General features: G+C 70.5%; 21 protein-coding genes and 1 pseudogene. 14 read left to right on the top strand and 8 right to left on the bottom strand.

Annotation, left to right across the window (positions count from 1 at the left end):
• The 8 genes from G537_RS0121135 to G537_RS0121100 form a co-directional block, all read left to right on the top strand.
• The coding region (locus tag G537_RS0121135) for a TolC family protein (protein WP_026871810.1) at positions 1-930 on the top strand (930 nt) is incomplete at its 5' end.
• A gap of 163 nt (positions 931-1,093) precedes the next feature.
• A complete protein-coding gene (locus tag G537_RS0121130; protein ID WP_026871809.1) occupies positions 1,094-1,576 on the top strand; it encodes a DUF2497 domain-containing protein in 483 nt (160 codons plus the stop codon).
• Positions 1,577-1,631: 55 nt separating this feature from the next.
• The gene (locus tag G537_RS0121125) at positions 1,632-4,277 is read left to right on the top strand and encodes a valine--tRNA ligase (protein ID WP_026871808.1); all 2,646 of its coding nucleotides are present in this window, start codon (positions 1,632-1,634) and stop codon (positions 4,275-4,277) included.
• A 219-nt stretch (positions 4,278-4,496) separates the two neighbouring features.
• The gene (locus G537_RS0121120) at positions 4,497-4,937 is read left to right on the top strand and encodes a CBS domain-containing protein (RefSeq protein WP_034852474.1); all 441 of its coding nucleotides are present in this window, start codon (positions 4,497-4,499) and stop codon (positions 4,935-4,937) included.
• Complete coding sequence (locus tag G537_RS0121115) at positions 4,934-5,371, top strand: DUF2267 domain-containing protein (RefSeq protein WP_026871806.1); 438 nt, start codon at positions 4,934-4,936, stop codon at positions 5,369-5,371. Before G537_RS0121120 ends, G537_RS0121115 begins: the two co-directional genes overlap by 4 nt.
• Positions 5,372-5,436: 65 nt before the next feature.
• Complete coding sequence (locus tag G537_RS0121110) at positions 5,437-6,045, top strand: winged helix-turn-helix domain-containing protein (RefSeq protein WP_026871805.1); 609 nt, start codon at positions 5,437-5,439, stop codon at positions 6,043-6,045.
• Positions 6,036-6,845, top strand: a complete 810-nt coding sequence (locus G537_RS0121105; RefSeq protein WP_026871804.1) for an SRPBCC family protein — start codon at positions 6,036-6,038, stop codon at positions 6,843-6,845. Before G537_RS0121110 ends, G537_RS0121105 begins: the two co-directional genes overlap by 10 nt.
• A gap of 2 nt (positions 6,846-6,847) precedes the next feature.
• Complete coding sequence (locus G537_RS0121100; protein WP_026871803.1) at positions 6,848-7,666, top strand: SRPBCC family protein; 819 nt, start codon at positions 6,848-6,850, stop codon at positions 7,664-7,666.
• A gap of 31 nt (positions 7,667-7,697) precedes the next feature.
• Here G537_RS0121100 and G537_RS0121095 read toward each other — a convergent pair whose 3' ends face one another.
• Both G537_RS0121095 and ada read right to left on the bottom strand, forming a co-directional pair.
• Complete coding sequence (locus tag G537_RS0121095; RefSeq protein ID WP_026871802.1) at positions 7,698-8,162, bottom strand: YbhB/YbcL family Raf kinase inhibitor-like protein; 465 nt, start codon at positions 8,160-8,162, stop codon at positions 7,698-7,700.
• 74 nt (positions 8,163-8,236) lie between these two features.
• Positions 8,237-9,331 (bottom strand): bifunctional DNA-binding transcriptional regulator/O6-methylguanine-DNA methyltransferase Ada, encoded by a 1,095-nt coding sequence (gene ada / locus G537_RS0121090; protein ID WP_051248776.1) that lies wholly within the window; start codon positions 9,329-9,331, stop codon positions 8,237-8,239.
• Positions 9,332-9,581: 250 nt separating this feature from the next.
• On the opposite strand from ada, the gene G537_RS0121085 reads away from it, so the two are divergent.
• Entirely contained in the window at positions 9,582-10,799 is a 1,218-nt protein-coding gene (locus G537_RS0121085; RefSeq protein WP_026871800.1) for an MFS transporter, read from the top strand.
• Between the two features lie 4 nt (positions 10,800-10,803).
• On the opposite strand, the gene G537_RS44720 is transcribed toward G537_RS0121085, so the two are convergent.
• Together G537_RS44720 and G537_RS45630 are read right to left on the bottom strand one after the other, a co-directional pair.
• Positions 10,804-11,082 carry a hypothetical protein gene (locus G537_RS44720; protein WP_026871799.1) on the bottom strand — a complete coding sequence of 93 codons (279 nt, stop codon included), beginning with the start codon at positions 11,080-11,082 and terminating at the stop codon, positions 10,804-10,806.
• Between the two features lie 64 nt (positions 11,083-11,146).
• Positions 11,147-12,025, bottom strand: a pseudogene (locus G537_RS45630) (MFS transporter); the annotation flags it as partial.
• A 102-nt stretch (positions 12,026-12,127) separates the two neighbouring features.
• Here G537_RS45630 and G537_RS0121060 point away from each other — a divergent pair.
• Positions 12,128-13,036, top strand: coding sequence for a LysR family transcriptional regulator (locus tag G537_RS0121060; protein WP_026871798.1), 909 nt, complete (start codon positions 12,128-12,130; stop codon positions 13,034-13,036).
• Between the two features lie 28 nt (positions 13,037-13,064).
• Here G537_RS0121060 and G537_RS0121055 read toward each other — a convergent pair whose 3' ends face one another.
• Entirely contained in the window at positions 13,065-14,102 is a 1,038-nt protein-coding gene (locus G537_RS0121055) for a linear amide C-N hydrolase (protein ID WP_026871797.1), read from the bottom strand.
• A gap of 500 nt (positions 14,103-14,602) precedes the next feature.
• On the opposite strand from G537_RS0121055, the gene G537_RS0121045 reads away from it, so the two are divergent.
• On the top strand, positions 14,603-15,331 hold the full coding sequence (locus G537_RS0121045) for a CHAT domain-containing protein (protein WP_342665220.1): 729 nt from the start codon (positions 14,603-14,605) through the stop codon (positions 15,329-15,331).
• A 27-nt stretch (positions 15,332-15,358) separates the two neighbouring features.
• Here G537_RS0121045 and G537_RS43835 read toward each other — a convergent pair whose 3' ends face one another.
• Positions 15,359-15,523, bottom strand: coding sequence for a hypothetical protein (locus G537_RS43835; protein ID WP_155888702.1), 165 nt, complete (start codon positions 15,521-15,523; stop codon positions 15,359-15,361).
• A 141-nt stretch (positions 15,524-15,664) separates the two neighbouring features.
• Positions 15,665-18,514, bottom strand: coding sequence for an excinuclease ABC subunit UvrA (uvrA, locus tag G537_RS0121035; RefSeq protein ID WP_026871795.1), 2,850 nt, complete (start codon positions 18,512-18,514; stop codon positions 15,665-15,667).
• A 298-nt stretch (positions 18,515-18,812) separates the two neighbouring features.
• On the opposite strand from uvrA, the gene G537_RS0121030 reads away from it, so the two are divergent.
• The 3 genes from G537_RS0121030 (at position 18,813) to ssb (ending at position 20,342) form a co-directional block, all read left to right on the top strand.
• A complete protein-coding gene (locus tag G537_RS0121030; RefSeq protein WP_026871794.1) occupies positions 18,813-19,346 on the top strand; it encodes an EndoU domain-containing protein in 534 nt (177 codons plus the stop codon).
• A 13-nt stretch (positions 19,347-19,359) separates the two neighbouring features.
• A complete protein-coding gene (locus G537_RS0121025; RefSeq protein WP_026871793.1) occupies positions 19,360-19,719 on the top strand; it encodes a hypothetical protein in 360 nt (119 codons plus the stop codon).
• Between the two features lie 80 nt (positions 19,720-19,799).
• On the top strand, positions 19,800-20,342 hold the full coding sequence (gene ssb / locus G537_RS0121020) for a single-stranded DNA-binding protein (protein WP_026871792.1): 543 nt from the start codon (positions 19,800-19,802) through the stop codon (positions 20,340-20,342).
• A gap of 66 nt (positions 20,343-20,408) precedes the next feature.
• Here the strand turns inward: ssb and G537_RS0121015 are convergent, their stop codons facing one another.
• Positions 20,409-21,146 (bottom strand): ThuA domain-containing protein, encoded by a 738-nt coding sequence (locus G537_RS0121015; RefSeq protein WP_026871791.1) that lies wholly within the window; start codon positions 21,144-21,146, stop codon positions 20,409-20,411.
• Positions 21,147-21,152 lie beyond the last annotated feature (6 nt).

Here is a 21,152-nt window from a genome sequence, read left to right as displayed (position 1 = left end):
CGGCAGCTGCAGGCGACCCAGGACCGGTTCAATGTCGGCGAGGTGACGCGCACCGACGTCAGCCAGGCCGAGGCCAGCCTGGCCAGCGCCGTGGCCGGCCGGATCGAGGCCGAGGGCACGCTGCGCGCCAGCCGGGCGGTGTTCGAGCGCATCATCGGCCAGCCGCCGGGGACGCTGGAGACGCCGGCGGTGCCGGCCGGCCTGCCGGCCTCGATGCAGGATGCGATCCAGAGGGCGCAGGCGAACTTCCCGGGCATCGTCGCGGCGGTGTTCACCGAGCGGGCGGCGGCCGACAACATCGACCTGCAGTTCGGCGCACTGCTGCCGCAGCTCACCGTGCAGGCCCGGCTGCAGCGGCAGTACTCGACGGTGTCGCACCCGAAGGTGAGATTTGAGGACACTATCCTCGGGCCGCAGCAGGCGAGCTTCGGGGCGCAGTCGCGGATCGATTCGGCCACGATCGTCGCCCAGCTGACCGTCCCGCTGTACTCCCAGGGCAATCAGGAATCCCAGGTGCGCCAGGCGCGCTACACCCACGGTCAGCGGCGGATCGAGATCGAATCCCAGCGGCGCCTGGCGATCCAGAATGCCGTCCAGTCCTGGCAGGCGCTGGTGACGGCGCGGGCGGCGATCAAGTCGTTCCAGGCCGCGGTCCGGGCCGAGGAGCTGGCGGTGGAAGGCCTGCAGCAGGAAGCGCAGGTCGGGTCGCGCACCGTGCTCGACGTGCTGACCGAGCAGCAGAACCTGCTCGAGGCCCAGCTCAGCCTGGTGCAGGCGCGGCGCAACGAGGTGGTCGCGGGCTATCAGCTGCGCAACGCCATCGGCACCCTGACCGCGCAGGATATGGGCCTGCCGGTCAAGGTCTATGATCCGGAGCCGGACTACCAGAAGACCCGCGCCCGCTGGTGGGGGACCTCGATCGACGAGTGAGGAGGGTTGCCCGGCATCGCCGGGCGACCGCATTTCTGTCATTGCCGGGCTTGACCCGGCAATCCAGAGTGTGTCGACAGTCTCTGGATGCCCGGGTCAAACCCGGGCATGACATATAGAGTGGAAAGAAGGCGACTAGAGTGGAAAGAAGACGACCGAGAGGATGAGCGAGACGCGGGCACAGCAGGAGCCGTCGATGGAGGAGATCCTGGCCTCCATCCGGCGCATGATCACCGAGGACGATCCGGCGCGCGGCCGGGCCGCCCCGGCCGATTCTGCACGGCCCCAGACATCCGCGTCCTCGCCGGCCGATGACGATGTTCTGGAGCTGACCGAAGCGTTGGACGATCCGCGCCCGGCCGCCGCTCCGGGATCAGCCGCTTCTCCGCCGCCCTCCGCGGCCGCGGAGGAGGAGCCGGTGGTCTCGCCGGCCAGCGCCAGCGCCGCGCTGGCGGCCCTGGCCCGGCTCAGCGCCGCGGCCCCGCCGGCGGCGGCGGTGCACAAGGGCCAGACGGTGGACGATCTGGTGCGCGAATTGCTGCGGCCGATGCTGAAGGAATGGCTCGACGCCAACCTGCCGCGGCTGGTCGAGCAGGCGGTCGAGCGGGAGGTATCCCGCATCGCCAGCGGCGCCGTACGGCGCTGATCCGCCCTCCGCTCCGCCACCCCCGCCAGACATTCAAGAACACGGAAGACCAGCCATGCTGGACAAGACTTACGGGCCGCGCGAGGTCGAGGCCAAGCTGTATCCCGAGTGGGAGGGCAGCGGCGCCTTCGCCAACAACGTCCAATCGAACGCGGCGCCCTTCACCATCATGATGCCGCCGCCGAACGTGACCGGCAGCCTGCACATGGGCCATGCCTTCAACATGACCCTGCAGGACGTGCTGACGCGCTTCAATCGCCGGCGCGGCCGCGACGCGTTGTGGCAGCCCGGCACCGATCACGCCGGCATCGCCACCCAGATGGTGGTCGAGCGCGAGCTGGCGAAGCAGGGCATCAAGCGCCAGGACCTGGGCCGTGACGGCTTCCTGGAGAAGGTCTGGGAATGGAAGGCGCAGTCCGGCGGCGCCATCACCAGCCAGCTGCGCCGCCTCGGCGCCACTCCGAACTGGTCGCGCGAACGCTTTACCATGGACGAGGGCCTGTCCCGCGCCGTGGTCAAGGTGTTCGTGCAGCTCCACCGCGAAGGGCTGATCTATCGCGACAAGCGGCTGGTCAACTGGGACCCGAAGCTGCGCACCTCGGTCTCCGACCTCGAGGTCGAGCAGAAGGAGACCAAGGGCCATCTCTGGCACTTCCGCTACCCGATCGAAGGCCAGGAGGGCCGGTACATCGTGGTGGCCACGACCCGGCCGGAGACGATGCTGGGTGACACCGCCGTCGCCGTGCATCCGGACGACGAGCGCTACAAGGACCTGGTCGGCAAGCACGCGATCCTGCCGCTGGTCGGCCGGCGCATCCCGATCGTCGCCGATGAGTATTCCGATCCCGAGAAGGGCTCCGGCGCGGTGAAGATCACCCCGGCGCACGACTTCAACGATTTCGAGGTCGGCCGCCGCCACGACCTGCCGCTGATCAGCATCCTCGACGAGGAGGCGCGGCTCAACGACCAGGTGCCGGAGGCCTATCGCGGCCTCGACCGGTACGAGGCGCGCAAGCGCGTGGTCGCCGACCTCGAGGCGCTGGGTCTGGTCAAGAAGATCGAGGACCATGTCCACGCGGTGCCGCATGGCGACCGCGGCGGCGTGCCGATCGAGCCGTTCCTGACCGAGCAATGGTACCTGAAGGCCGAGGTTCTGGCGAAGCCGGCGATCGAAGCGGTGGAGCAGGGCCGCACCGTGCTGCTGCCGAAGATGGCGGAGAGCATCTTCTTCGAGTGGATGCGCAATATCCAGCCCTGGTGCATCAGCCGGCAGCTGTGGTGGGGCCACCAGATCCCGGCCTGGTACGGGCCGGACGGCACGATCTTCGTCGAGGAGAGCGAGGCCGAGGCCAAGGCTGCGGCAGAGACCCATTACGGTGAGCCGGTCGAGCTGCGGCGCGAGACCGACGTGCTCGACACCTGGTTCTCCTCCGCCCTCTGGCCGTTCTCGACGCTGGGCTGGCCGGACCGGACGCCGGAGCTGCAGCGCTACTACCCCGGCGACGTTCTGATCACCGGCTTCGACATCATCTTCTTCTGGGTCGCCCGGATGATGATGATGGGCATCCACTTCATGGGCGAGGTGCCGTTCCGCACCGTGTACTTCCACTCCCTGGTCCGCGACGAGAAGGGCCAGAAGATGTCGAAGTCCAAGGGCAACGTCATCGATCCGCTGGACCTGGTCGACCGCTACGGCGCCGACGCGCTGCGCATGACCCTGGTGTCGCTGGCCGCCGGCCGCGACATCAAGCTGGGGCCGCAGCAGGTTGAGGGCTACCGCAACTTCGCCACCAAGCTGTGGAACGCCGCCCGCTTCTGCGAGATGAATGAATGCCGGCCGGTGCCGGGCTACGACCCGGCGGCGAACCGGCTGACGCTCAACCGCTGGATCGTCGGTGAGGTGGCGAAGACGGCGGAGAAGGCGGCCGCGGCGCTGGAGGGCTTCCGCTTCAGCGAAGCGGCGCAGGCGCTGTACCAGTTCACCTGGGCCGGCTTCTGCGACTGGTATCTCGAATTCGCCAAGCCGGTCTTCGCCGGCGAGGACGAGGCGGCGAAGGCCGAGACCCGGGCCACCGCCGCCTGGGCGCTGGAACAGATCCTGCACCTGCTCAACCCGATCATGCCGTTCGAGACCGAGGAGCTGTGGCGGCACCTTGCCGACCGGGGCAATGCCACGCTGGTGACCCAGCCCTGGCCGGACTACCCGGCCGGCCTGGTCGACCCGCAGGCCGCGGCGGAGATGGACTGGGTGATCCGCCTGATCTCGGCGATCCGCACCATCCGCTCCGAGATGAACGTACCGCCGGCGGCCGAGCTGACGGCGACGTTGCGCGACGCCTCGGCCGAGACGAAGCGGCGGCTCGAGACCCACAGCGCGCTGATCCGCCGCCTGGCCCGGCTGGCCTCGATCGAGGTGTCGGAGGCGGTGCCGGAGAAGGGCGCCGCCCAGGCGGTGATCGACGAGGCCACGCTGGTGCTGCCGTTGGCCGGGATCATCGATCTCGACAAGGAGCGGGCGCGGCTGAGCAAGGAGATCGAGAAGAACGCGTCCGAGGTCGAGAAGATCGACCGCAAGCTCGGCAACGCCCAGTTCCTCGAGAAGGCGCCGGACGAGGTGGTCGAGGAGCAGCGCGAGCGCCGGGCCGAGACCGAGGCCACGATCGACCGGCTGCGCCAGGCCCTGGCGCGGGTCTCCGGCTAGCCGCTCCCGTCCTGTCCGACGGCGGCAAGGGCCGGTTGCCGCCGACATTCCGTTCGTCCATCAGGCGCTCTGCGAAGCCGTCGCTTGCGGCCATCGTCTTTGCAAGACGAGGGGAACTGGCCTCGGGTCGCGGCTCGTTGACCTCATGAGCGGGTCGCGCGGGGCGCGGGACGCCGCCCCGCCTCGCGATCCGCCTCACCCCAACCGAGGGAGAGCGCCATGAGGATAGCCGAGGTGATGACCAGCGACGTCGCGGTGGTGCGTCCGAGGGACAGCATCCGCCACGCGGCCCAGAGGATGGATGAGCTGAACGTCGGGTCCCTGCCGGTGTGCGACGGCAAGCGGCTCGTCGGCATGATCACCGACCGCGATATCACCGTCCGCATCACCGCCGCCGGCCTCGACCCCGAAGACACGCCGGTGTCGGATGCGATGTCCCAGGATGTGCGCTGGTGCTGGACCGATGATGATGTCGAGGAGGTGTCAGAGTTGATGGGCGAGGCCCAGGTTCGTCGCATCCCGGTGATCAACGCCGACAAGCAGCTGGTCGGCATGGTGTCGCTCGGCGACCTGTCGACCAAGCATGCGCCCGGGGCGGCCGAGACGCTGGAAGAGGTCTCGACGCCGTCGGCACCGGACCGAAGCAGGAGAGGGACATGAGCGCGACCGGCCTCGAAGTCTTCGACAAGACGCTGCAGACGACCAACATCTGGCTGAACGAAGTCGGCGAGACGCTGGGACCCGACCGGCAGCGCTGCTATCACGCGCTGCGCGCCGTCCTGCAGACTCTGCGCGACCGGCTGCCCGTGGAATCGGCGGCGCACCTTTCGGCCCAGCTGCCGATGCTGGTGCGCGGCATCTTCTATGATGGCTACCACCCGTCCAGCACGCCCGAGACGATGCGGAGCGAGGACGAATTCCTGCAGCGGATCGCGGCCCGGCTCGACGGCGTCCGGCCGATCGATGCGGGCGACGCGGCCCGCGCCGTGTTCGGCGTCCTGAAGCACCACCTGCCGGAAGGCGCGATGCGCCACCTGATCGACACGCTGCCGGCGGAGATCAGACGGCTGTTCCCGCAGCAGGCCGTCCACTGACGACGCCTTTCGGCCAGCCCTGATCCAGCCTTGACAAAAAAACTTGTCAAGGCTGGAATGGGTGTATGCTGGATGTGGATGTCATCGACGATCCGGCGGCGGCCGCCGCCGCGCTGGAACCGGTGCGCAGCCGGTTGCTGGCGGAGCTGGCCGAGCCGGCGTCGGCCGCCGGGCTGGCCACGCGGCTGGGGATTCCGCGGCAGAAGGTGAACTACCACCTGCGCGCGCTCGAGGCGCACCGGCTGGTCCGCGAGGCGGAGACGCGGCGCTGGGGCGGGCTGACCGAGCGTCTCTACGTCGCCACCGCCACCTCCTACATCATCTCGCCGGAGGCGCTGGGGGCGGTCGCCGCCGATCCCGGGCGGACCTCCGACCGCTTGTCCGCCAGCTATCTGATCGCGCTGGCCGCCCGCATCGTGCGCGAGGTCACCGGCCTGTGGCGCAGCGCCGTCCGCGCCGAGAAGCGGCTGGCCACCCTGTCGATCGACACGGAGATCCGCTTCGCGTCACCGGCGGACCGCGCTGCCTTCACCCAGGAGCTCACCTCTTCGATCGCCGCCCTCGTGGCGCGCTACCACAACGCGTCGGTGCCGGGGGGGCGGGACCATCGCCTGATCCTGATGGCGTACCCTAAGCCCACCGACCAGCCGGGAAAGGAACAGACATGCCAGTGAAGAGCGACGCGCAGCGGCGCTGGGTCGAGCTCGAGGTGCTGCTGCCCGGGACGCCGGAGCAGGTGTGGCAGGCGATCGCGACCGGCCCCGGCCTCAGCGCCTGGTTCACGGCCACCACGGTGGAGGAGCGGGTCGGCGGCGCCATCCGCTTCGAGTTCGGCGAGGGCATGGCCTCCGCCGGCACCGTCACCGCCTGGGAGCCGCCGTTCCGCTTCGCCTATGAGGAACGCGGCTGGAGCGGCGAGGCGCCGCCGCTGGCGACGGAATGCGTCATCACCAGCCGGTCGGGCGACACCTGTGTCCTCCGGCTCGTCCACAGCCTGTTCACCTCGGAGGGCAGCTGGGACGATGAGATGGAGGGCTTCGAATCCGGCTGGCCCGGCTTCTTCGAGGTGCTGCGGGCCTATCTCGCGCGCTTCGCCGGGATGCGGGGCGCCGCGGCAAGGGCCATGGGCATGCATCCCGGGCCCGATCTCGCCGCCTGGACCGATCTGGTCGGGCGGCTCGGCCTGGCCGGGGCGAATGTCGGGGAGCGGCGGACCGCGCCGGACGGCGCCCCGGCGCTCGCCGGGACGGTGGAGCGTGTCCGGCAGGACGCCAAATCGCGCGAGATCATGCTGCTGCTGGAGCAGCCGGCGCCCGGCCTCGCCCTGATCGGCATCCACAACTGGCAGGGCGGGACCCGCGTGCCGATCAGCGCCTTCTTCTACGGCGACCGGGCGGGTGAGGTCGCGGCGCGGTATGAGGCGGAACTGCGCGATTGGATGAAGAAGCACTTCTCTGAAAAAGAAGGGGAATAGCCATGCCCGTGAGGAAGGACGAATCCGGCCGCCGTTATGTCCAGGCCGAGGTGGAGGTGCCGGGCACGCCGGAGGAGGTGTGGCAGGCGATCGCCACCGGGCCCGGCATCACCTCCTGGTTCGTGCCGACCCGGGTGGAGGAGCGGCTGGGCGGCACGGTCACCGCGAATTTCGGCCCCGGGATGGACTCGCTCGCGACCGTCACCGCCTGGGATCCGCCCCGCCGCTTCGCCGCCGACAGCCGCGACGGCATGGGGCCGAGCGGCCCGACCATCGCCACCGAATGGACGGTCGAGGCGCGCGCCGGGGGCAACTGCGTCGTCCGGGTGGTGCACGCCTGGTTCGCCGACAGCGATGATTGGGACAGCCAGTTCGAGGGCCACGAGCATGGCTGGCGTTCCTTCTTCCGCATCCTGCGGCTGTATCTCGCGCATTTCCGCGGCCAGCACGGCGTGAACCTCCAGCTGATGGGCGCGGGGCCCGACCCGAAGGAGGCGGCCTGGGCGGCGCTGACCGGCCGGCTCGGCATCGCCGGTGCGGGTCCGGGCCAGCCGGTGCAGTCGATGGCCGGCGCGCCGGCCCTGGCCGGGCGGGTCGAGCATGTCGGGGAGAGCGCCCATCCGGAGGAGCTGCTGCTGCGGCTCGAGGCGCCGGCGCCCGGCATCGCCCATCTCTTCGCCCTGCCGATGGCCGGCCAGGTCTTCTTGCCGATCCGGCTCTACCTGTTCGGCGAGCAGGCGGCGGCGATCGCGGCCCGCGAGGAGCCGGTGTGGACAGCCTGGTTGGCGACGCATTTCCCGATGCCGGCCCAGCCGGGCTGAGGCCGGACCGGCTCGATCGGCATTCGCCCGATCACCGCTCGAAGGTGCCGACCAGCTCGGCCTGGCCGAGCATATGCGGCTGGGCGGCGTGCCAGATCTGCTCCACCGTCGCCTTGGCTGGGACCTTGAGCTCCGGCACGTCGAGCGCGGCCAGCCGGAAGTGGTAGTGGTGCCGGCCGTGGCCGTGCGGCGGCTGCGGCCCGTCCCAATGCGCATTGCCGAAATCGTTGACCGCGCGGCCCAGGGGCTCGGTCTTGGCGCCCGCCGTGGTGCCCTCCGGCAGCCGGTCGCGGCTGCCCATGATGTTGTACACCCCCCAGTGCCGGAAGGTGCCGGAGGGGGCGTCCGGATCGTCCACCACCAGGACGAAGCTCTGCGTGGCCGGCGGCGGGTCCTGCCATTCCAGCGGCGGTGAGACGTTGTCGCCGTCCCGGGCGTATTTGGGCGGGATCGGGTCGCCGTCGCCGAAAGCCGGGCTGTTCAGAACGAAAGCCATGCCTGCCTCCCGTCTTCGGTGTCTCACCGGGCAACCGAATGGGCGCGGGCGTGGTTCCAGCGGCCGGCGGCGCCTCAGCCGGCCTCGCGCTCCAGCAGGGCCTGCTTGCGGGCCACGCCCCAGCGGTAGCCCGACAGGTCGCCGTCGGCGCGGACCACGCGGTGGCAGGGGATGGCGACGGCGAGGTCGTTGGCGGCGCAGGCCTGGGCCACCGCCCGAACCGCCTTGGGCCGGCCGATCCGCCGGGCGATCTCGGCATAGCTGACCGTGGTGCCGGGCGGGATGCCGCGCAGCGCCTGCCACACCTTCTGCTGGAAGGCGGTGCCGCGGATGTCGAGCGGCAGGTCCAGCATCGCCTCCCCATTGGCGGCCGAGGGCGCCTCGACGAAGCCGACCACCCGGGCCACCAGCTGCTCGAACCCGGCGTCGCCGCCGACCATCCTGGCCTTGGGGAAGCGGTCCTGCAGCCTGTCCAGCAGCGCCTGCGGGTCGTCGCCGAACTGGATGGCGACGATGCCCTTCTCGGTGGCCGCGACCAGGATGGCGCCGAGATGGCATTCGCCGATGGCGAAGCGGATCTCCGCCCCGGCCCCGCCCTCGCGGAAGGCGGTCGGGGTCATGCCCAGCCGCTCCGGCGCCGCCGCATAGAAGCGGCCGTTGGAGTTGAAGCCGGCGCCGTAGATCGCCTCGGTCACCGTCGCGGTCTGCGCCAGCTCGTCTCGCATGCGGTCGGCGCGGTGAGCGTCGGCATAGGCTTTGGGGGTGACGCCGGTGACCGACTTGAACAGGCGATGGAAATGGTACCGGCTCAGCCCCGCCGCCTCGGCCAGCTCGTCCAGGCTCGGCACCTCCTCCGCCGTCTCGATCATGCGGCAGGCCGCGACCACCAGGGCGGTCTGGCGCTCGGCCAGCGACGACTCGTTCGGCTTGCAGCGTCGGCAGGGGCGGAAGCCGGCGCGCTCGGCGGCGGCGGCATCCGTATGGAAGCTGACGTTCTCGCGGTGTGCATGGCGCGACGCGCAGCTCGGCCGGCAGTAGACGCCGGTGGTGCGGACGGCATAGACGAAGGCGCCGTCCGCGGCGCGGTCGCGGCGCTGCACCGCGGCCCAGCGGGCGTCGTCATTGGCGAAGGCCGGGGCGGGGGCCGGGGTCGGCGGGATGAAGCCCATGATGCGCTCCTGTTCGACGGTCGGATCGACAGGTTCCCTCCATATGGGGGCGCCCATCGTTCCGCCGAAGATGGCGGGTCGCTGGCCCGCAAGCACTCCGCCCCTTGCTGTCAAATTCCGGGACGGATGGCGACTCGATTCTGGCGGTCGGACCGGTGCTTGCGATCGAATTCGACGGCAACAAGCGGAGCGCGGAAGAGGGGAGGGTGGCGGATGCTCGCCACCTTTTCTCATCGACCGCGAGCCCCCGATGTCCGCCACCCCGCTTCCCGCCGCGTTCCGCCGCCTGGCCTGGTCGAACCTCGCCGCCCAGTCGGCGGAGCAGATCGGCCTGGCCGCCGCGCCGATCGTCGCCGTGCTCGCGCTCGGCGCCGGGGCCGGCGGCACAGGGTTGCTGCAGACCGTGCAGACGCTGCCCTTTCTGCTGCTGTCCCTGCCGGCCGGGATTCTGGCCGACCGCTCGTCGCGCCGCCGGATGATGGCGGCGGCGGAGGCGCTGCGGGCGCTGTCGCTGCTGGCCGTGCTGATGCTCCTCTCGACCGGCGGCCTCAGCCTCGGCCTGCTGGCGGCGCTCGGCTTCCTTGGTGCCACCGGCACCGTGGCCTACAGCGTGGCGGCTCCGTCGCTGGTGCCCGACCTGGTGCCGAAGGCGGCCCTGCCGGCCGCGAACGGGCGGATCGAGCTGGCCCGCAGCGCCGCCTTCGCCGCCGGGCCGGCCGTCGCCGGCGCGCTGGTGGCCTGGACCGGCGCCGGCCTCGCCTTCGCCGCGGCCGCCGCGCTTTCGACGCTGGCCGCTCTCCTGCTCGCCGGCATCCGCGAGCCGCAGCGGCCGGCGGCGCCGCGCCGCCACATCCTGCAGGATTTGCGCGAAGGCGCCGGCTTCGTCCTTGGCCATCCGCTGCTGCGGCCGGTGCTGCTGACCGCCGTGTTCTTCAACATCGGCTGGTTCGTGCTGCAGGCGATCTATGTGCCCTATGCGGTCGACCATCTCGGCCTCGGCGCCTCGGCGGTCGGCGCCACCCTGGCGGTGTACGGCGTCGGCATGGTGCTCGCCGCGCTGGCGGCGCCGCGAATCGCCCGGCTGATGCCGTTCGGGCCGCTGCTGCTGGTCGGGCCGTTCTCCGGCCTCGCCGGCGCCCTGCTGATGCTGCTGACCGTCTGGCTGCCCTTCGCGCCGATCGCCGGCCTGGCCTTCTTCCTGTTCGGCGCCGGGCCGGTGCTGTGGGTGATCGCCTCGACCACGCTGCGCCAGACGGTGACGCCGCCGGCAATGCTCGGCCGGGTCTCGGCGATCATCACCATGGCCACCTTCGGCGCACGGCCGGTCGGCGCCGCGATCGGCGGGCTGATCGGCGACGGCCACGGGGCTGCCGCCTGCCTGGCCGTGGCCGTGCTCGGCTTCCTGGTCCAGGCGCTGGTGATCGCCGGTTCGCCGGTGCCGCGGCTGTCGGCCCTGCCGGCGGGGTAGGGGCTCAGCGCGAGCGGTCGCACAGCCCCGCCGCCAGGGCCGCCGACCCGAAGCCGGCTCCGATCAGGCAGACCAGCGGCCACCCCCCGGCCGCCCAGGCGGCGCCGGCGGCGGCCGAGCCGACTGCCCCGCCCAGGAAGAACAGGCCGACGAACAGCCCGTTCAGCCGGCCGCGAGCCTCCGGCCGCAGCAGGTTGATGGCGCGGCGGCCCAGCGTCTGGTCGCCGGTGACGCCGATGTCGAGCGCGATCGCGCCCAGCCCCATCGCCGCCAGCGGCAGCACCGGCCCAGCCCTCCGCACCGGCCCAGGCGGCCAGGGCGAAGGCGCCGATCACGGCGAAATGCGAGGCCAGGGTCGCCGGCCGGGTCCAGCCGCGGTCGCCGGCCCGGCCGGCCAGCGGCGTCACCGCGGCCCCGCCGGCGCCGACCAGGGCGAAGAGGGCGATGCCGCCCTGGCCCAGGCCGAAGGGCGGCTGCGCCAGCCGCAGCGCGACCGCGGTCCAGAACAGGCTGAATGCCGCCATCACCAGGCTCGCCGTCAGCGCCCGGGCGCGCAGCACCGGCTCCTCGCGCAGCAGGTGCCACAGCGAGGCGATCAGGGCCGGATAGCCCGGACCGCCGGCCGGTTGCCGCCGGGGCAGGCGGGCGGCCAGCACCGCGGTCAGGGCGGCCATGGCAAGCGCGCTGGCCAGGTAGAAGCCGCGCCAGCCGGCGCTGCCGGCGACGGCGCTGGCCAGCGGGCGGGACAGCAGGATGCCGACCATCAGCCCGCCCATGACGTCGCCGATGACGCGGCCGCGCTGCTCTGGCGGCGCCATGGCGGCGGCGATCGGCACCAGGATCTGAATGGCGGAGCAGGCGGCCCCCAGCAGCACCAGCGCCGGCAGCAGCGTGGCGGCGGTCGGCGCCACGGCGGCCAGCCCGGCGCAGACGGCGGCGGAGGCGAGCATCCGCAGGATCAGCCGCCGGTTCTCGGCCAGGTCGGCCAGCGGCACCAGCAGGAACAGGCCGGTGGCATAGCCCAGCAGCGTCGCCATCGCCACCAGCCCCGCCGCGGCGGTGGACAGGCCGAGCGACGGCCCGATCAGCCCGACCAGGGTCTGCGGCGCGAACAGATTGGTGACGATGACGCCGACCGAGGTGCCGAACAGCAGGATCAGCGGGCGGGTGAGGACGGCTTCGGGCTGCGTCGGCACCGTGGCCGGAGAGTCGCTGGTGACCGACATGATCCGTTCGAATGATGAAGGGGTATATCGGCCAAAAGCTTTATTCGTCCTCCGCAAGATGATACAATTCAATTGTTCCTATAAAGATTATGCGAAGCTGGTATGAACATCCCGGACCTGGAAGCCTTCGTCGCCGTGGTCGAGACGGGTTCGATCGTCGGGGCCTCGTCCCGGCTGAACCTGACCCAACCGGGCGTGACCCGGCGGGTCCAGAACCTGGAGGAACGGCTGGGCGCGGCGCTGCTGGACCGCCAGTCGAAGCCGTTGAAGCCCACCGCCGCGGGGCGCGAGGCCTATGAGCAGGGCCGCCGGGTGCTGCGCTCGCTGGAGGATCTGCGCGCGGCCGTCGCGCCCGACGGCGAGGTGCGCGGCGAGTTCCGGCTGGGCGTCATGCCGTATCTGTCGGAGGCGGCGCTGTCGGTCCCGCTCGACCGGCTGCGCGCCGAATTCCCGCGACTGACGCTCCGCGTCACCTCGGGCTGGTCGGTGCGGCTGGTCGAGCAGGTGACGCGCAGCGAGCTGGATGCCGCCGCGGTGTGCCTGCCGGACGGCGCCAGCCCGCCGGAGGACCTGGTCGGCGAGGATCTCGGCGCCCAGCGCGTGCTGCTGGTGGCGGCGCCGTCCCTCGGCGTGCCGAAGCCGGCCAGCCTGGCGGAGCTGTCGCGCTTTCCCTGGATCATGAACGAGAGCGGCTGCGGCTTCCGCGCCTATCTGCGGCAGCGCTTCGAGGCCGAGCGGCTGCCGTTCCAGGTGGCGATCGAGGCGCTCAGCGCCGACCTCCGGATGTCTTTGGTCGCCCGCGGCCTCGGCATCGGCATCCTGACCCCGTCCGCCTTCGCCGACAGCCGCTGGCGGGACGCGGTCGAGGTGGTCGAGGCCGTGGATTTCCAGCCGCAGGTCCGGGCCTGGATGCTGCACCGGCCGCCCGCCGGCCGCCTGGCCCAACCGATCGCGACCTTCCGCGACGGTCTGGCCGAGGCCCTGACGATGCCCGGGCCGTTCCTGGCCTGACGGCGCGGAGCGGCCCGGGATCAGCCTGTCACTCCGTCGCCCGGTTGAGCATCGGAGTGATGTCGATCGAAGTCGGCTGCGTCGGCAGCGGATAACGGGTCTCGAAGGGCTTCGACAGGTCCAGTTCCTTGAGGTCGACCCGCATGATCGTCGGGTTGTCATAGGTGCGGAAGCTGAAGACCTTATCTGTCAACGCCTTGACGACGACCACCTGGGGATAATCGTATTCGGGTGTCTCACCGTCCTGCGTCCGCGAGGCGCTGGTGCCCTTCGGGATGTCGACGGTGTTGAGCAGATGCAGCGCCAGGTTGCAGGCCTCTTCGCTGTTTTTCGGCCGCTGGGCGTGCTCCGCGAAGTATTTGTTGAAGACGGTGCGGATGAAGCGGGACGGCGGGGTCGAGTCCCCAGGCACGCCGCGCATGCCGCTGCCATGCCCCGGCTGCGCGAAGCGCTTCAGGCCGATCTCGATGGGCTCGGCGTCGACATTGGACAGGCCGACATAGTTCTGGATGTTGGTGATCTGCCAGGGGAAGGGCGGGTCGTTGGTCACCACGCCGACCGGATTGTCGTAGACCTGGGTCTCGCGGTTGGTGAACTCGACGACGATGCTCCGGCCAGCCTCGTCATGGATCGGGAAATGCAGCGGCGACTTCTCATCCAGCACCAGGTCCCCCCAGACCTCGACGTCGTGGTTGTTCAGCTTGTGCTTGACCTCGTCGACCGTGGCGCAGGTGCCGAGCACCCAGCTGGCGAAGAGCTCGACGACCAGGGCCTTATCTTGGGACACGTCGTGCTTGTAGCGCGAGGTGGGCAGCCACAGGGCGCCGATGCTCAGCCCCGCTTCGTTCATGCCGTCGGATATGATGTCCCTGTTGTAGGCGCTGGTGCCGACATAGCCGTACCGGGCGGTCCAGCTCAGGCCCTTGCCACCCAGCGGCGCCGGGCTCTGCTTCTGCGTGCCCTTGCCGCCGACCAGGAGTTCGGATTTGAGATCCGTTCCGAACTCCACGCTGCGCCCGTTGACGACGCTGGCATTGCTCGCCACCAGCAGAAAATCGGTGCACATAACCTGCCTCCTCGGGTGAGGGATCCCGCCCGGAGCCGGCGAAATCGGCCGGCCGGCAACCGCATTCGTGCCAGGGTGGGACCCGGGTGACGCTGGGTTCAAAAGGGCTCGGCGGCAAAGCCTTCGGGCCAATCGCCCATGCCGTCCGAACCGAAGCCAGCATGGCACCTGCCGATCCGGGCCGGTAGGTCCAGATGTCTGCAATCGTTGGGTCCAGATCCATAAAATCCAAATTTATGAACGCCTGCCTAGCACAATGGGAAAAGCCGATGCTGCGGCCGGCGCCCGGTTGAGGTTCCGCGGGTGCCGAGGATAATGCCGCCATCGATTCGCACGGCGGGGGCAGCCGCTGAGAGACCGCCCTGCCGCTGGCGTTGCGCCTCGCCGAGCTCGCCAGTGCCGTCGGCCGGCGGGACCTGTCCCACGACGCGTTGGCTCCGCGGATGGAGACGTCCGTGGCCGGGATCACGCCCGGACAGCTCGACAGCGGCTAGCAGCTCCTGATCGGGGCCAGGGACATCCGCATCGCCCGCAATGCGCGTGCGGTCCACGGGGACGCCGCGCCGCAGCCGCCCGTAGAGACGGGCGGGATGCTGCTGGTGGGCGACATCGACTACGGCGCCGGCTCGACCATGCGGGCCTTGCCGTTCACCGACATGGAGGTCGACAGGATCGCCGGGATCATGGGCGCGGCCGGCTTCTCGCCGATGGTGCTGCGCGGTCGCGCCGCGGACGAAGCCGGGGCCCGGTCCGGGGCCGAAGGTCGGAAGATCCTGCACTTCGCGACCCACGGCTTCTTCGATCCGGTCTCGGAGGAGGAGACGGCGCCGCTCTGGCGGGCGGGCATCGCCATCGCCAGCGCGAACGGCTCGGTCGGGGAGCGTCGATCGACGGATGACGGGACGCTGTATGCGGCGGAGGTGACGGCCTGGCCGCTGGCCGGTGTCGATCTGGTGGTCCTGTCCGCCTGCGATACGGCCCAGGGCGACCGCAGCTATGTGGAGGGGCTGAGCGGTCTCTCCTCCGCTCTGGCGGTCGGCGGGGCGCGGCGCAGCCTACTCGCTCGCTGGCCGGTGAGTGACCGCGGCGCCGCCCTCTTCATGATCCGGTTCTACGAGGCCCTGGCCGAGACCCGCTCCTACGAGCAGGCGATCCGCGCCGCGAAGCTCGACGCGATCAAGGGCGCGCTGCCGGGGGGCCGGACGACGTCTGGCTGGCCTTCTCGATGATCGCCAACTGATCCGGCGCCTGCCGGATCAGCCCTTCTTGTCGGTCGCCGGCGCCTGGGTCTGCGGGATCGGCGTCTGGCTGGACTGGATCCGGCTCTGTTCGCCTTTGGCCTCGGCCTGGGCGCTGTAGGGGCAGGCGAGGGCTGGTGACGCGACCAGCAGCGCTGCGGCGGCAAATGCGATGAGCTTCATATCGGCCTCCCGTTCCTGCGCCGGAGCGTCGGATCAGGGATCCGGGCCGCAGCGCGATGACATGAGGGATCGATCGGACTCATCGTACCCGTTTGGACCGGATCTGGAAAGCCGTCGGCCCGAACGGCCGCGACTCCAGCCTCACGCCCGCTGCTTCTGCCGGGCCTGCTCCAGATAGGGGGCCAGATACTGGCCGGTGTAGCTGCGCTTGGCGCGCACCACGTCCTCCGGCGTGCCGGCGGCGATGATCTCGCCGCCGCCGTCACCGCCTTCGGGGCCGAGGTCGACGATCCAGTCGGCGGTCTTGATCACCTCGAGATTGTGCTCGATCACGATCACCGTGTTGCCCTGGTCGACCAGCTCGTGCAGCACCTCCAGCAGCTTGCGCACATCGTCGAAGTGCAGGCCGGTGGTCGGTTCGTCGAGGATGTAGACGGTCTTGCCGGTGGCCCGGCGCGACAGCTCCTTGGCCAGCTTCACCCGCTGCGCCTCGCCGCCGGACAGGGTGGTCGCGGCCTGGCCGATCTTGACGTAGTCGAGCCCGACGCGGCGCAGAGTCTCCATCTTGTCGCGGATCGAGGGCACGGCGCGGAAGAACTCCGCCCCTTCCTCGACCGTCATCTCCAGCACCTCGGCGATCGACTTGTCGCGGTACAGCACCTCCAGCGTCTCGCGGTTGTAGCGATGGCCCTTGCAGACGTCGCACTGGACGTAGACGTCCGGCAGGAAGTGCATCTCGATCTTGATGACGCCGTCGCCCTGGCAGGCCTCGCAGCGGCCGCCCTTGACGTTGAAGGAGAAGCGGCCGGGGCCGTAGCCGCGGGCCTTCGCCTCCGGCAGCCCGGCGAACCAGTCGCGGATCGGGGTGAAGGCGCCGGTGTAGGTGGCCGGGTTGGATCGCGGTGTCCGGCCGATCGGCGACTGGTCGATGTCGATGATCTTGTCCAGGAACTGGACGCCCTCGATCGCGTCATGCGGCGCCGGGTGCTCGTGCGCCCCCATCAGCTGCCGGGCCAGCGCCTTGTACAGGGTCTCGATCACCAGGGTCGACTTGCCGCCGCCGGACACGCCGGTGACGCAGGTGAAGGTGCCCAGCGGCACCTCCATGGTGACGTTCTTGAGGTTGTTGCCACGGGCGCCGACCACCTTCAGCACCTGGCCCTTGTGGCCCGGACGGCGGGTGGTCGGCACCTCGATCCGCTTGGCGCCGGTCAGGTACTGGGCGGTGACACTGTCGGTGCTGCGCATCACCTCCTCGGGCGTGCCGTGCGCCACCACCTCGCCGCCATGCACGCCGGCGCCCGGGCCCATGTCGACCAGGTAGTCGGCGCTGCGGATCGCGTCCTCGTCATGCTCGACCACCAGCACGGTGTTGCCCAGGTCGCGCAGCCGCTTGAGGGTGCCGAGCAGCCGGTCGTTGTCGCGCTGGTGCAGGCCGATCGACGGCTCATCCAGCACGTAGAGCACGCCGGTCAGGCCGGAGCCGATCTGCGACGCCAGGCGGATGCGTTGGCTCTCGCCGCCGGAGAGCGAGCCGGAGCCGCGCGACAGGGTCAGGTAGGTCAGGCCGACGGCGCTGAGGAAGGTCAGCCGCTCGTTGATCTCCTTCAGGATGCGGTAGGCGATCTCCTGGTCCTTGGCCGACAGCGTGTCGTTCAGCGCCCCGAACCACTGCGCCGCCTCGGCGATCGACTTCTCCGCCACCTGGCTGATGTGCAGCCCGCCGATCTTCACCGCCAGCGCCTCGGGCTTCAGCCGGGCGCCGTTGCAGGTGTCGCAGGGGCGGGTGCCCTGGTACTTGGCTAGCTCCTCCCGCGTCCAGGCGCTGTCGGTCTCGCGGTAGCGCCGCTCCATGTTCGGAATCAGCCCCTCGAAGGGCTTCTCGGTCTTGTAGGTGCGCAGCCCGTCGTCGTAGCGGAACACGATCGGCTCGGTGCCGGAGCCGTACAGGACCACGTCGCGCACCTTCTGCGGCAGGTCGCGCCAGGGCGTGGCGGAGCTGACGCCGTAGTGCGCCGCGATCGCCTCCAGCGTCTGGTGGTAGTATTTCGAGGACGATCCCTCCCACGGCGCCACCGCGCCCTTGGCCAGGGACCGGCTCTCGTCCGGCACGATCAGCTCCGGGTCGAACACCAGCTTGGCGCCGAGGCCGTCGCAGGCCGGGCAGGCGCCGTGCGGGCTGTTGAAGGAGAACAGCCGCGGCTCGATCTCCGGAATGGTGAAGCCGGAGACGGGGCAGGCGAATTTCGACGAGAACAGGGTGCGGTCGCCGCTGTCGGCATTCTCGGCGATGGCTAGGCCCTCGGCCAGGCCGAGGGCGGTCTCGATCGAATCGGCCAGGCGGTTGCCCAGGTCGTCGCGCACCACCAGCCGGTCGACCACCACCTCGATGTCGTGCTTCAGCTTCTTGTTCAGCGCCGGCACGTCCTCGATCTCGTAGAGCGTGCCGTCGACCTTGACGCGCTGGAAGCCGCGGGCCCGCAGCTCCTGCAGCTCCTTCCTGTACTCGCCCTTGCGGCCGCGCACGATCGGGGCCAGCAGGTAGAGGCGGGTGCCGTCGCCCATCGCCATCACCCGGTCGACCATCTGGCTGACCGTCTGGCTCTCGATCGGCAGGCCGGTGGCGGGCGAATAGGGCACGCCGATGCGGGCGAAGAGCAGCCGCATATAATCGTAGATCTCGGTCACCGTGCCGACGGTCGACCGCGGGTTGCGGCTGGTCGTCTTCTGCTCGATCGAGATCGCCGGCGACAGGCCCTCGATCGAATCGACGTCCGGCTTCTGCATCAGCTCGAGGAACTGGCGGGCATAGGCCGACAGGCTCTCGACATAGCGGCGCTGGCCCTCGGCGTAGATGGTGTCGAAGGCGAGAGACGACTTGCCCGAGCCGCTGAGGCCGGTGATCACGATCAGCTGGTCGCGCGGCAGATCGACATCGATGTTCTTGAGGTTGTGCTCGCGCGCGCCACGGACGCTGATGGACTTGTGCATCGCCAGGTTCACTCATGCGGGAAGGGCGTCCCCGGACCCGGGCACACCGTTGTGCAATATGGGGCGGGCGAGAGCCGAAAGCGACTCCGGCCATCGGTTCGCCTGCGGGGCGCGGCGGCCGCGCGCCAGCGGAAGCGAGTCCGACATGGATATCGAACATATCGGGAACGTTGCGGTCAAGGCCAAAGCGGGATAGGATGCCCGGCCTGAGCACCTGGATATGCGCATCCGGGCCTCGGGGGCTCCGCAGCGGCGCGGCAGGATGCGGGGCGAAGACGGTCGCCGCGCCGGAGTTTCCATGATTTGTCGGATCGGCTTGGTCGCGCTTCTGCTCTGGCTGTCGGCGGCCGGCGACTCGATGGCCGCCGCGCTCGACTGCGGCGATGCCGGCAAGCGGCTGTGGAGCCGCAGCGACCCGCAGGTCAATCTCAGCCACATCTTCTGCGGCGAGATCGGGCGCAACGGCGACCCGAAGGGCTTTCATTCCCGCGCCGCCGGCCTGCCGACGGGCGCCGTCGACCGGGTCGAGGAGACCGCTCATCGCGGCGACGAGATCTACGACGCGACCGTGATCTTCAGCAACGGCCGGCGCAGGCGGTCGACCTTCTACCCCGACGACTGCTCGGCGGAGGCGATCCTGCGCTCGATCCTCTACGCCTACCGGAACCAGACCGGGACGCATCCGGCCTGGGGCGTGCTCGGGCCTTCGGCGCCGGCGGAGGGCGGCAAGGACGGCTATTGCCGCGACGAGCGGGGCCGGCCCTTCGAGATCCGGCTGGGCATGATCCAGCGCCGCGGCCAGACTGCGGTCAACACCGCATTCCCGAACTGAACGGGGCTCTCGGATGAAGGGGAAGCAGAGCAAGATCGAGATCACCCGCGACGCCGAGGGCCGGCCCCGTGTCGTGCCCGGCACCGCAGCGCCGATGCTGGCCGATTTCCTGGAGACCGACCTGCGCGGCGACGCCGACTGGACGGCCGGGGTGGCCGCGCGCCTGGCCGAGGCGGGGGAGGGCGGAGAGCCGATCACCGGCAATCTCTATGCGCTGGAGATCCGCGGCGACCAGTCGGTGCTGCGCAACATCCACGATGCCAAGGTGCCGGCGCTGGCGCTGCCGACCGGGGAGCTGGCGGCGGCGGTCGGCGCTTGGCTCAAGGCGCTGCGCAAGCGTGGCCGCGCGGCGAGGCCGCGGCGGAAAGAATGAGGCGGGCGGCGAACGGGATTGGAATCGGCGGGCTCTGCGTCTAGGGTCCGCCCCGGATAGCATTTCGTGAGGTCTGGATCATGGCTGGAAGCGTCAACAAGGTCATTCTGATCGGCAATCTCGGCCGCGATCCGGAGATCCGCTCCTTCCAGAACGGCGGGCGTGTGGCGAATCTCTCGGTCGCGACGTCGGAGACCTGGAAGGACCGCAACACCGGCGAGCGCAAGGAGCGCACCGAATGGCACCGCGTCGTGGTGTTCAACGACGCGCTGGTCGGGGTGGTCGAGCGGTTCCTGAAGAAGGGCTCGAAGATCTATGTCGAGGGCCAGCTCGAGACCCGGAAGTACACCGACCAGAGCGGCGCCGAGCGCTACACCACCGAGGTCGTGCTGCGCCCGTTCCGGGGTGAGCTGACCATGCTCGACGGCCGCGGCGAAGGCGGCGGGGGCGGCGGCTTCGAGGACGAGGGCGGCGCCGGCGGTGGCTATGGCGGGGGCGGCTACGGCGGCGGCCGGTCCTCGGGCGGCGGTTACGGCGGCGGTTCGTCGGGCGGCGGCTCCTCCGGTGGCGGCGGCGGCCGCGGCCCGATGACGGACGACCTCGACGACGAGATCCCGTTCTGATCGACAGGCCTGACGAGACGAAACGGGCCGGTCGGTTCTCCCGGCCGGCCCGTCTGCTTTGAGCGATCAGCCGATCGCTTCGATCGGGTCCCGCCGCATATTGTCCGGCGGCTGGCGGCGCACCCCGGGCTGGGCGGCCCAGGCGGTTGCGTTGGCGATCACCTTCTGCACCTCGGCGTTGTGATAGCTTGGGAAGGTCTCGTGGCCGGGGCGGAAGTAGAAGATCCGGCCGTAGCCGCGGCGGTAGGTCAGGCCGCTGCGGAACACCTCGCCGCCTTTGAACCAGCTGACGAAGACCAGCTCGTCCGGCTCCGGCACATCGAAGAACTCGCCGTACATCTCCTCCTGCGGGATCTCGATGTAGCGGTCGAGCCCGGCCGCGATCGGATGGGCGGGGGCGGTGACCCAGATCCGCTCGGTCTCGCCCTCCTTGCCGTGCACCCGCCAGTTGACGCTGCAGCTGGTGCCCATCAGCCGGCGGAAGATCTTCGAGTAGTGGCCGGAGTGCAGCACGATCAGGCCGAGCCCGCCCATGACGTGCCGGCGCACCCGCTCGACCACGGCGTCCGACACCTCCTCATGCGCCTTGTGGCCCCACCACAGCAGCACGTCGGCGCCGGCCAGCGCCTCCTCGGTCAGCCCGTGCTCGGGCTGGTCCAAGGTCGCGGTCGCCACCGGGAAGCCGCGCTGGCGCAGCGGGTCGGCGATGGCCTCGTGGATGCCGTCGGGATAGAGGGCGGAGACCTCGGGGTTCTGCAGCTCGTGCCGGTACTCGTTCCAGACCAGGAGGCGGGGAAGGGTCATGGCGCG

The sequence above is a fragment of the Inquilinus limosus DSM 16000 genome (genome assembly GCF_000423185.1).
GTDB classification, from domain to species: domain Bacteria; phylum Pseudomonadota; class Alphaproteobacteria; order DSM-16000; family Inquilinaceae; genus Inquilinus; species Inquilinus limosus.
The sequence above is the reverse complement of the archived record's forward strand: the minus strand, read 5'-3'. Positions and strand labels throughout refer to the sequence as shown.

Excerpts from the sequence above, each read along its gene's own strand:
- G537_RS0121130 (WP_026871809.1), top strand. The coding sequence starts at position 1,094 with ATGAGCGAGACGCGGGCACAGCAGGAGCCGTCGATGGAGGAGATCCTG.
- G537_RS0121125 (WP_026871808.1), top strand. The coding sequence starts at position 1,632 with ATGCTGGACAAGACTTACGGGCCGCGCGAGGTCGAGGCCAAGCTGTAT.
- G537_RS0121120 (WP_034852474.1), top strand. The coding sequence starts at position 4,497 with ATGAGGATAGCCGAGGTGATGACCAGCGACGTCGCGGTGGTGCGTCCG.
- G537_RS0121115 (WP_026871806.1), top strand. The coding sequence starts at position 4,934 with ATGAGCGCGACCGGCCTCGAAGTCTTCGACAAGACGCTGCAGACGACC.
- G537_RS0121110 (WP_026871805.1), top strand. The coding sequence starts at position 5,437 with ATGCTGGATGTGGATGTCATCGACGATCCGGCGGCGGCCGCCGCCGCG.
- G537_RS0121105 (WP_026871804.1), top strand. The coding sequence starts at position 6,036 with ATGCCAGTGAAGAGCGACGCGCAGCGGCGCTGGGTCGAGCTCGAGGTG.
- G537_RS0121100 (WP_026871803.1), top strand. The coding sequence starts at position 6,848 with ATGCCCGTGAGGAAGGACGAATCCGGCCGCCGTTATGTCCAGGCCGAG.
- G537_RS0121095 (WP_026871802.1), bottom strand. The coding sequence starts at position 8,162 with ATGGCTTTCGTTCTGAACAGCCCGGCTTTCGGCGACGGCGACCCGATC.
- ada (WP_051248776.1), bottom strand. The coding sequence starts at position 9,331 with ATGGGCTTCATCCCGCCGACCCCGGCCCCCGCCCCGGCCTTCGCCAAT.
- G537_RS0121085 (WP_026871800.1), top strand. The coding sequence starts at position 9,582 with ATGTCCGCCACCCCGCTTCCCGCCGCGTTCCGCCGCCTGGCCTGGTCG.
- G537_RS0121060 (WP_026871798.1), top strand. The coding sequence starts at position 12,128 with ATGAACATCCCGGACCTGGAAGCCTTCGTCGCCGTGGTCGAGACGGGT.
- G537_RS0121055 (WP_026871797.1), bottom strand. The coding sequence starts at position 14,102 with ATGTGCACCGATTTTCTGCTGGTGGCGAGCAATGCCAGCGTCGTCAAC.
- G537_RS43835 (WP_155888702.1), bottom strand. The coding sequence starts at position 15,523 with ATGAAGCTCATCGCATTTGCCGCCGCAGCGCTGCTGGTCGCGTCACCA.
- uvrA (WP_026871795.1), bottom strand. The coding sequence starts at position 18,514 with ATGCACAAGTCCATCAGCGTCCGTGGCGCGCGCGAGCACAACCTCAAG.
- G537_RS0121030 (WP_026871794.1), top strand. The coding sequence starts at position 18,813 with ATGATTTGTCGGATCGGCTTGGTCGCGCTTCTGCTCTGGCTGTCGGCG.
- G537_RS0121025 (WP_026871793.1), top strand. The coding sequence starts at position 19,360 with ATGAAGGGGAAGCAGAGCAAGATCGAGATCACCCGCGACGCCGAGGGC.
- ssb (WP_026871792.1), top strand. The coding sequence starts at position 19,800 with ATGGCTGGAAGCGTCAACAAGGTCATTCTGATCGGCAATCTCGGCCGC.
- G537_RS0121015 (WP_026871791.1), bottom strand. The coding sequence starts at position 21,146 with ATGACCCTTCCCCGCCTCCTGGTCTGGAACGAGTACCGGCACGAGCTG.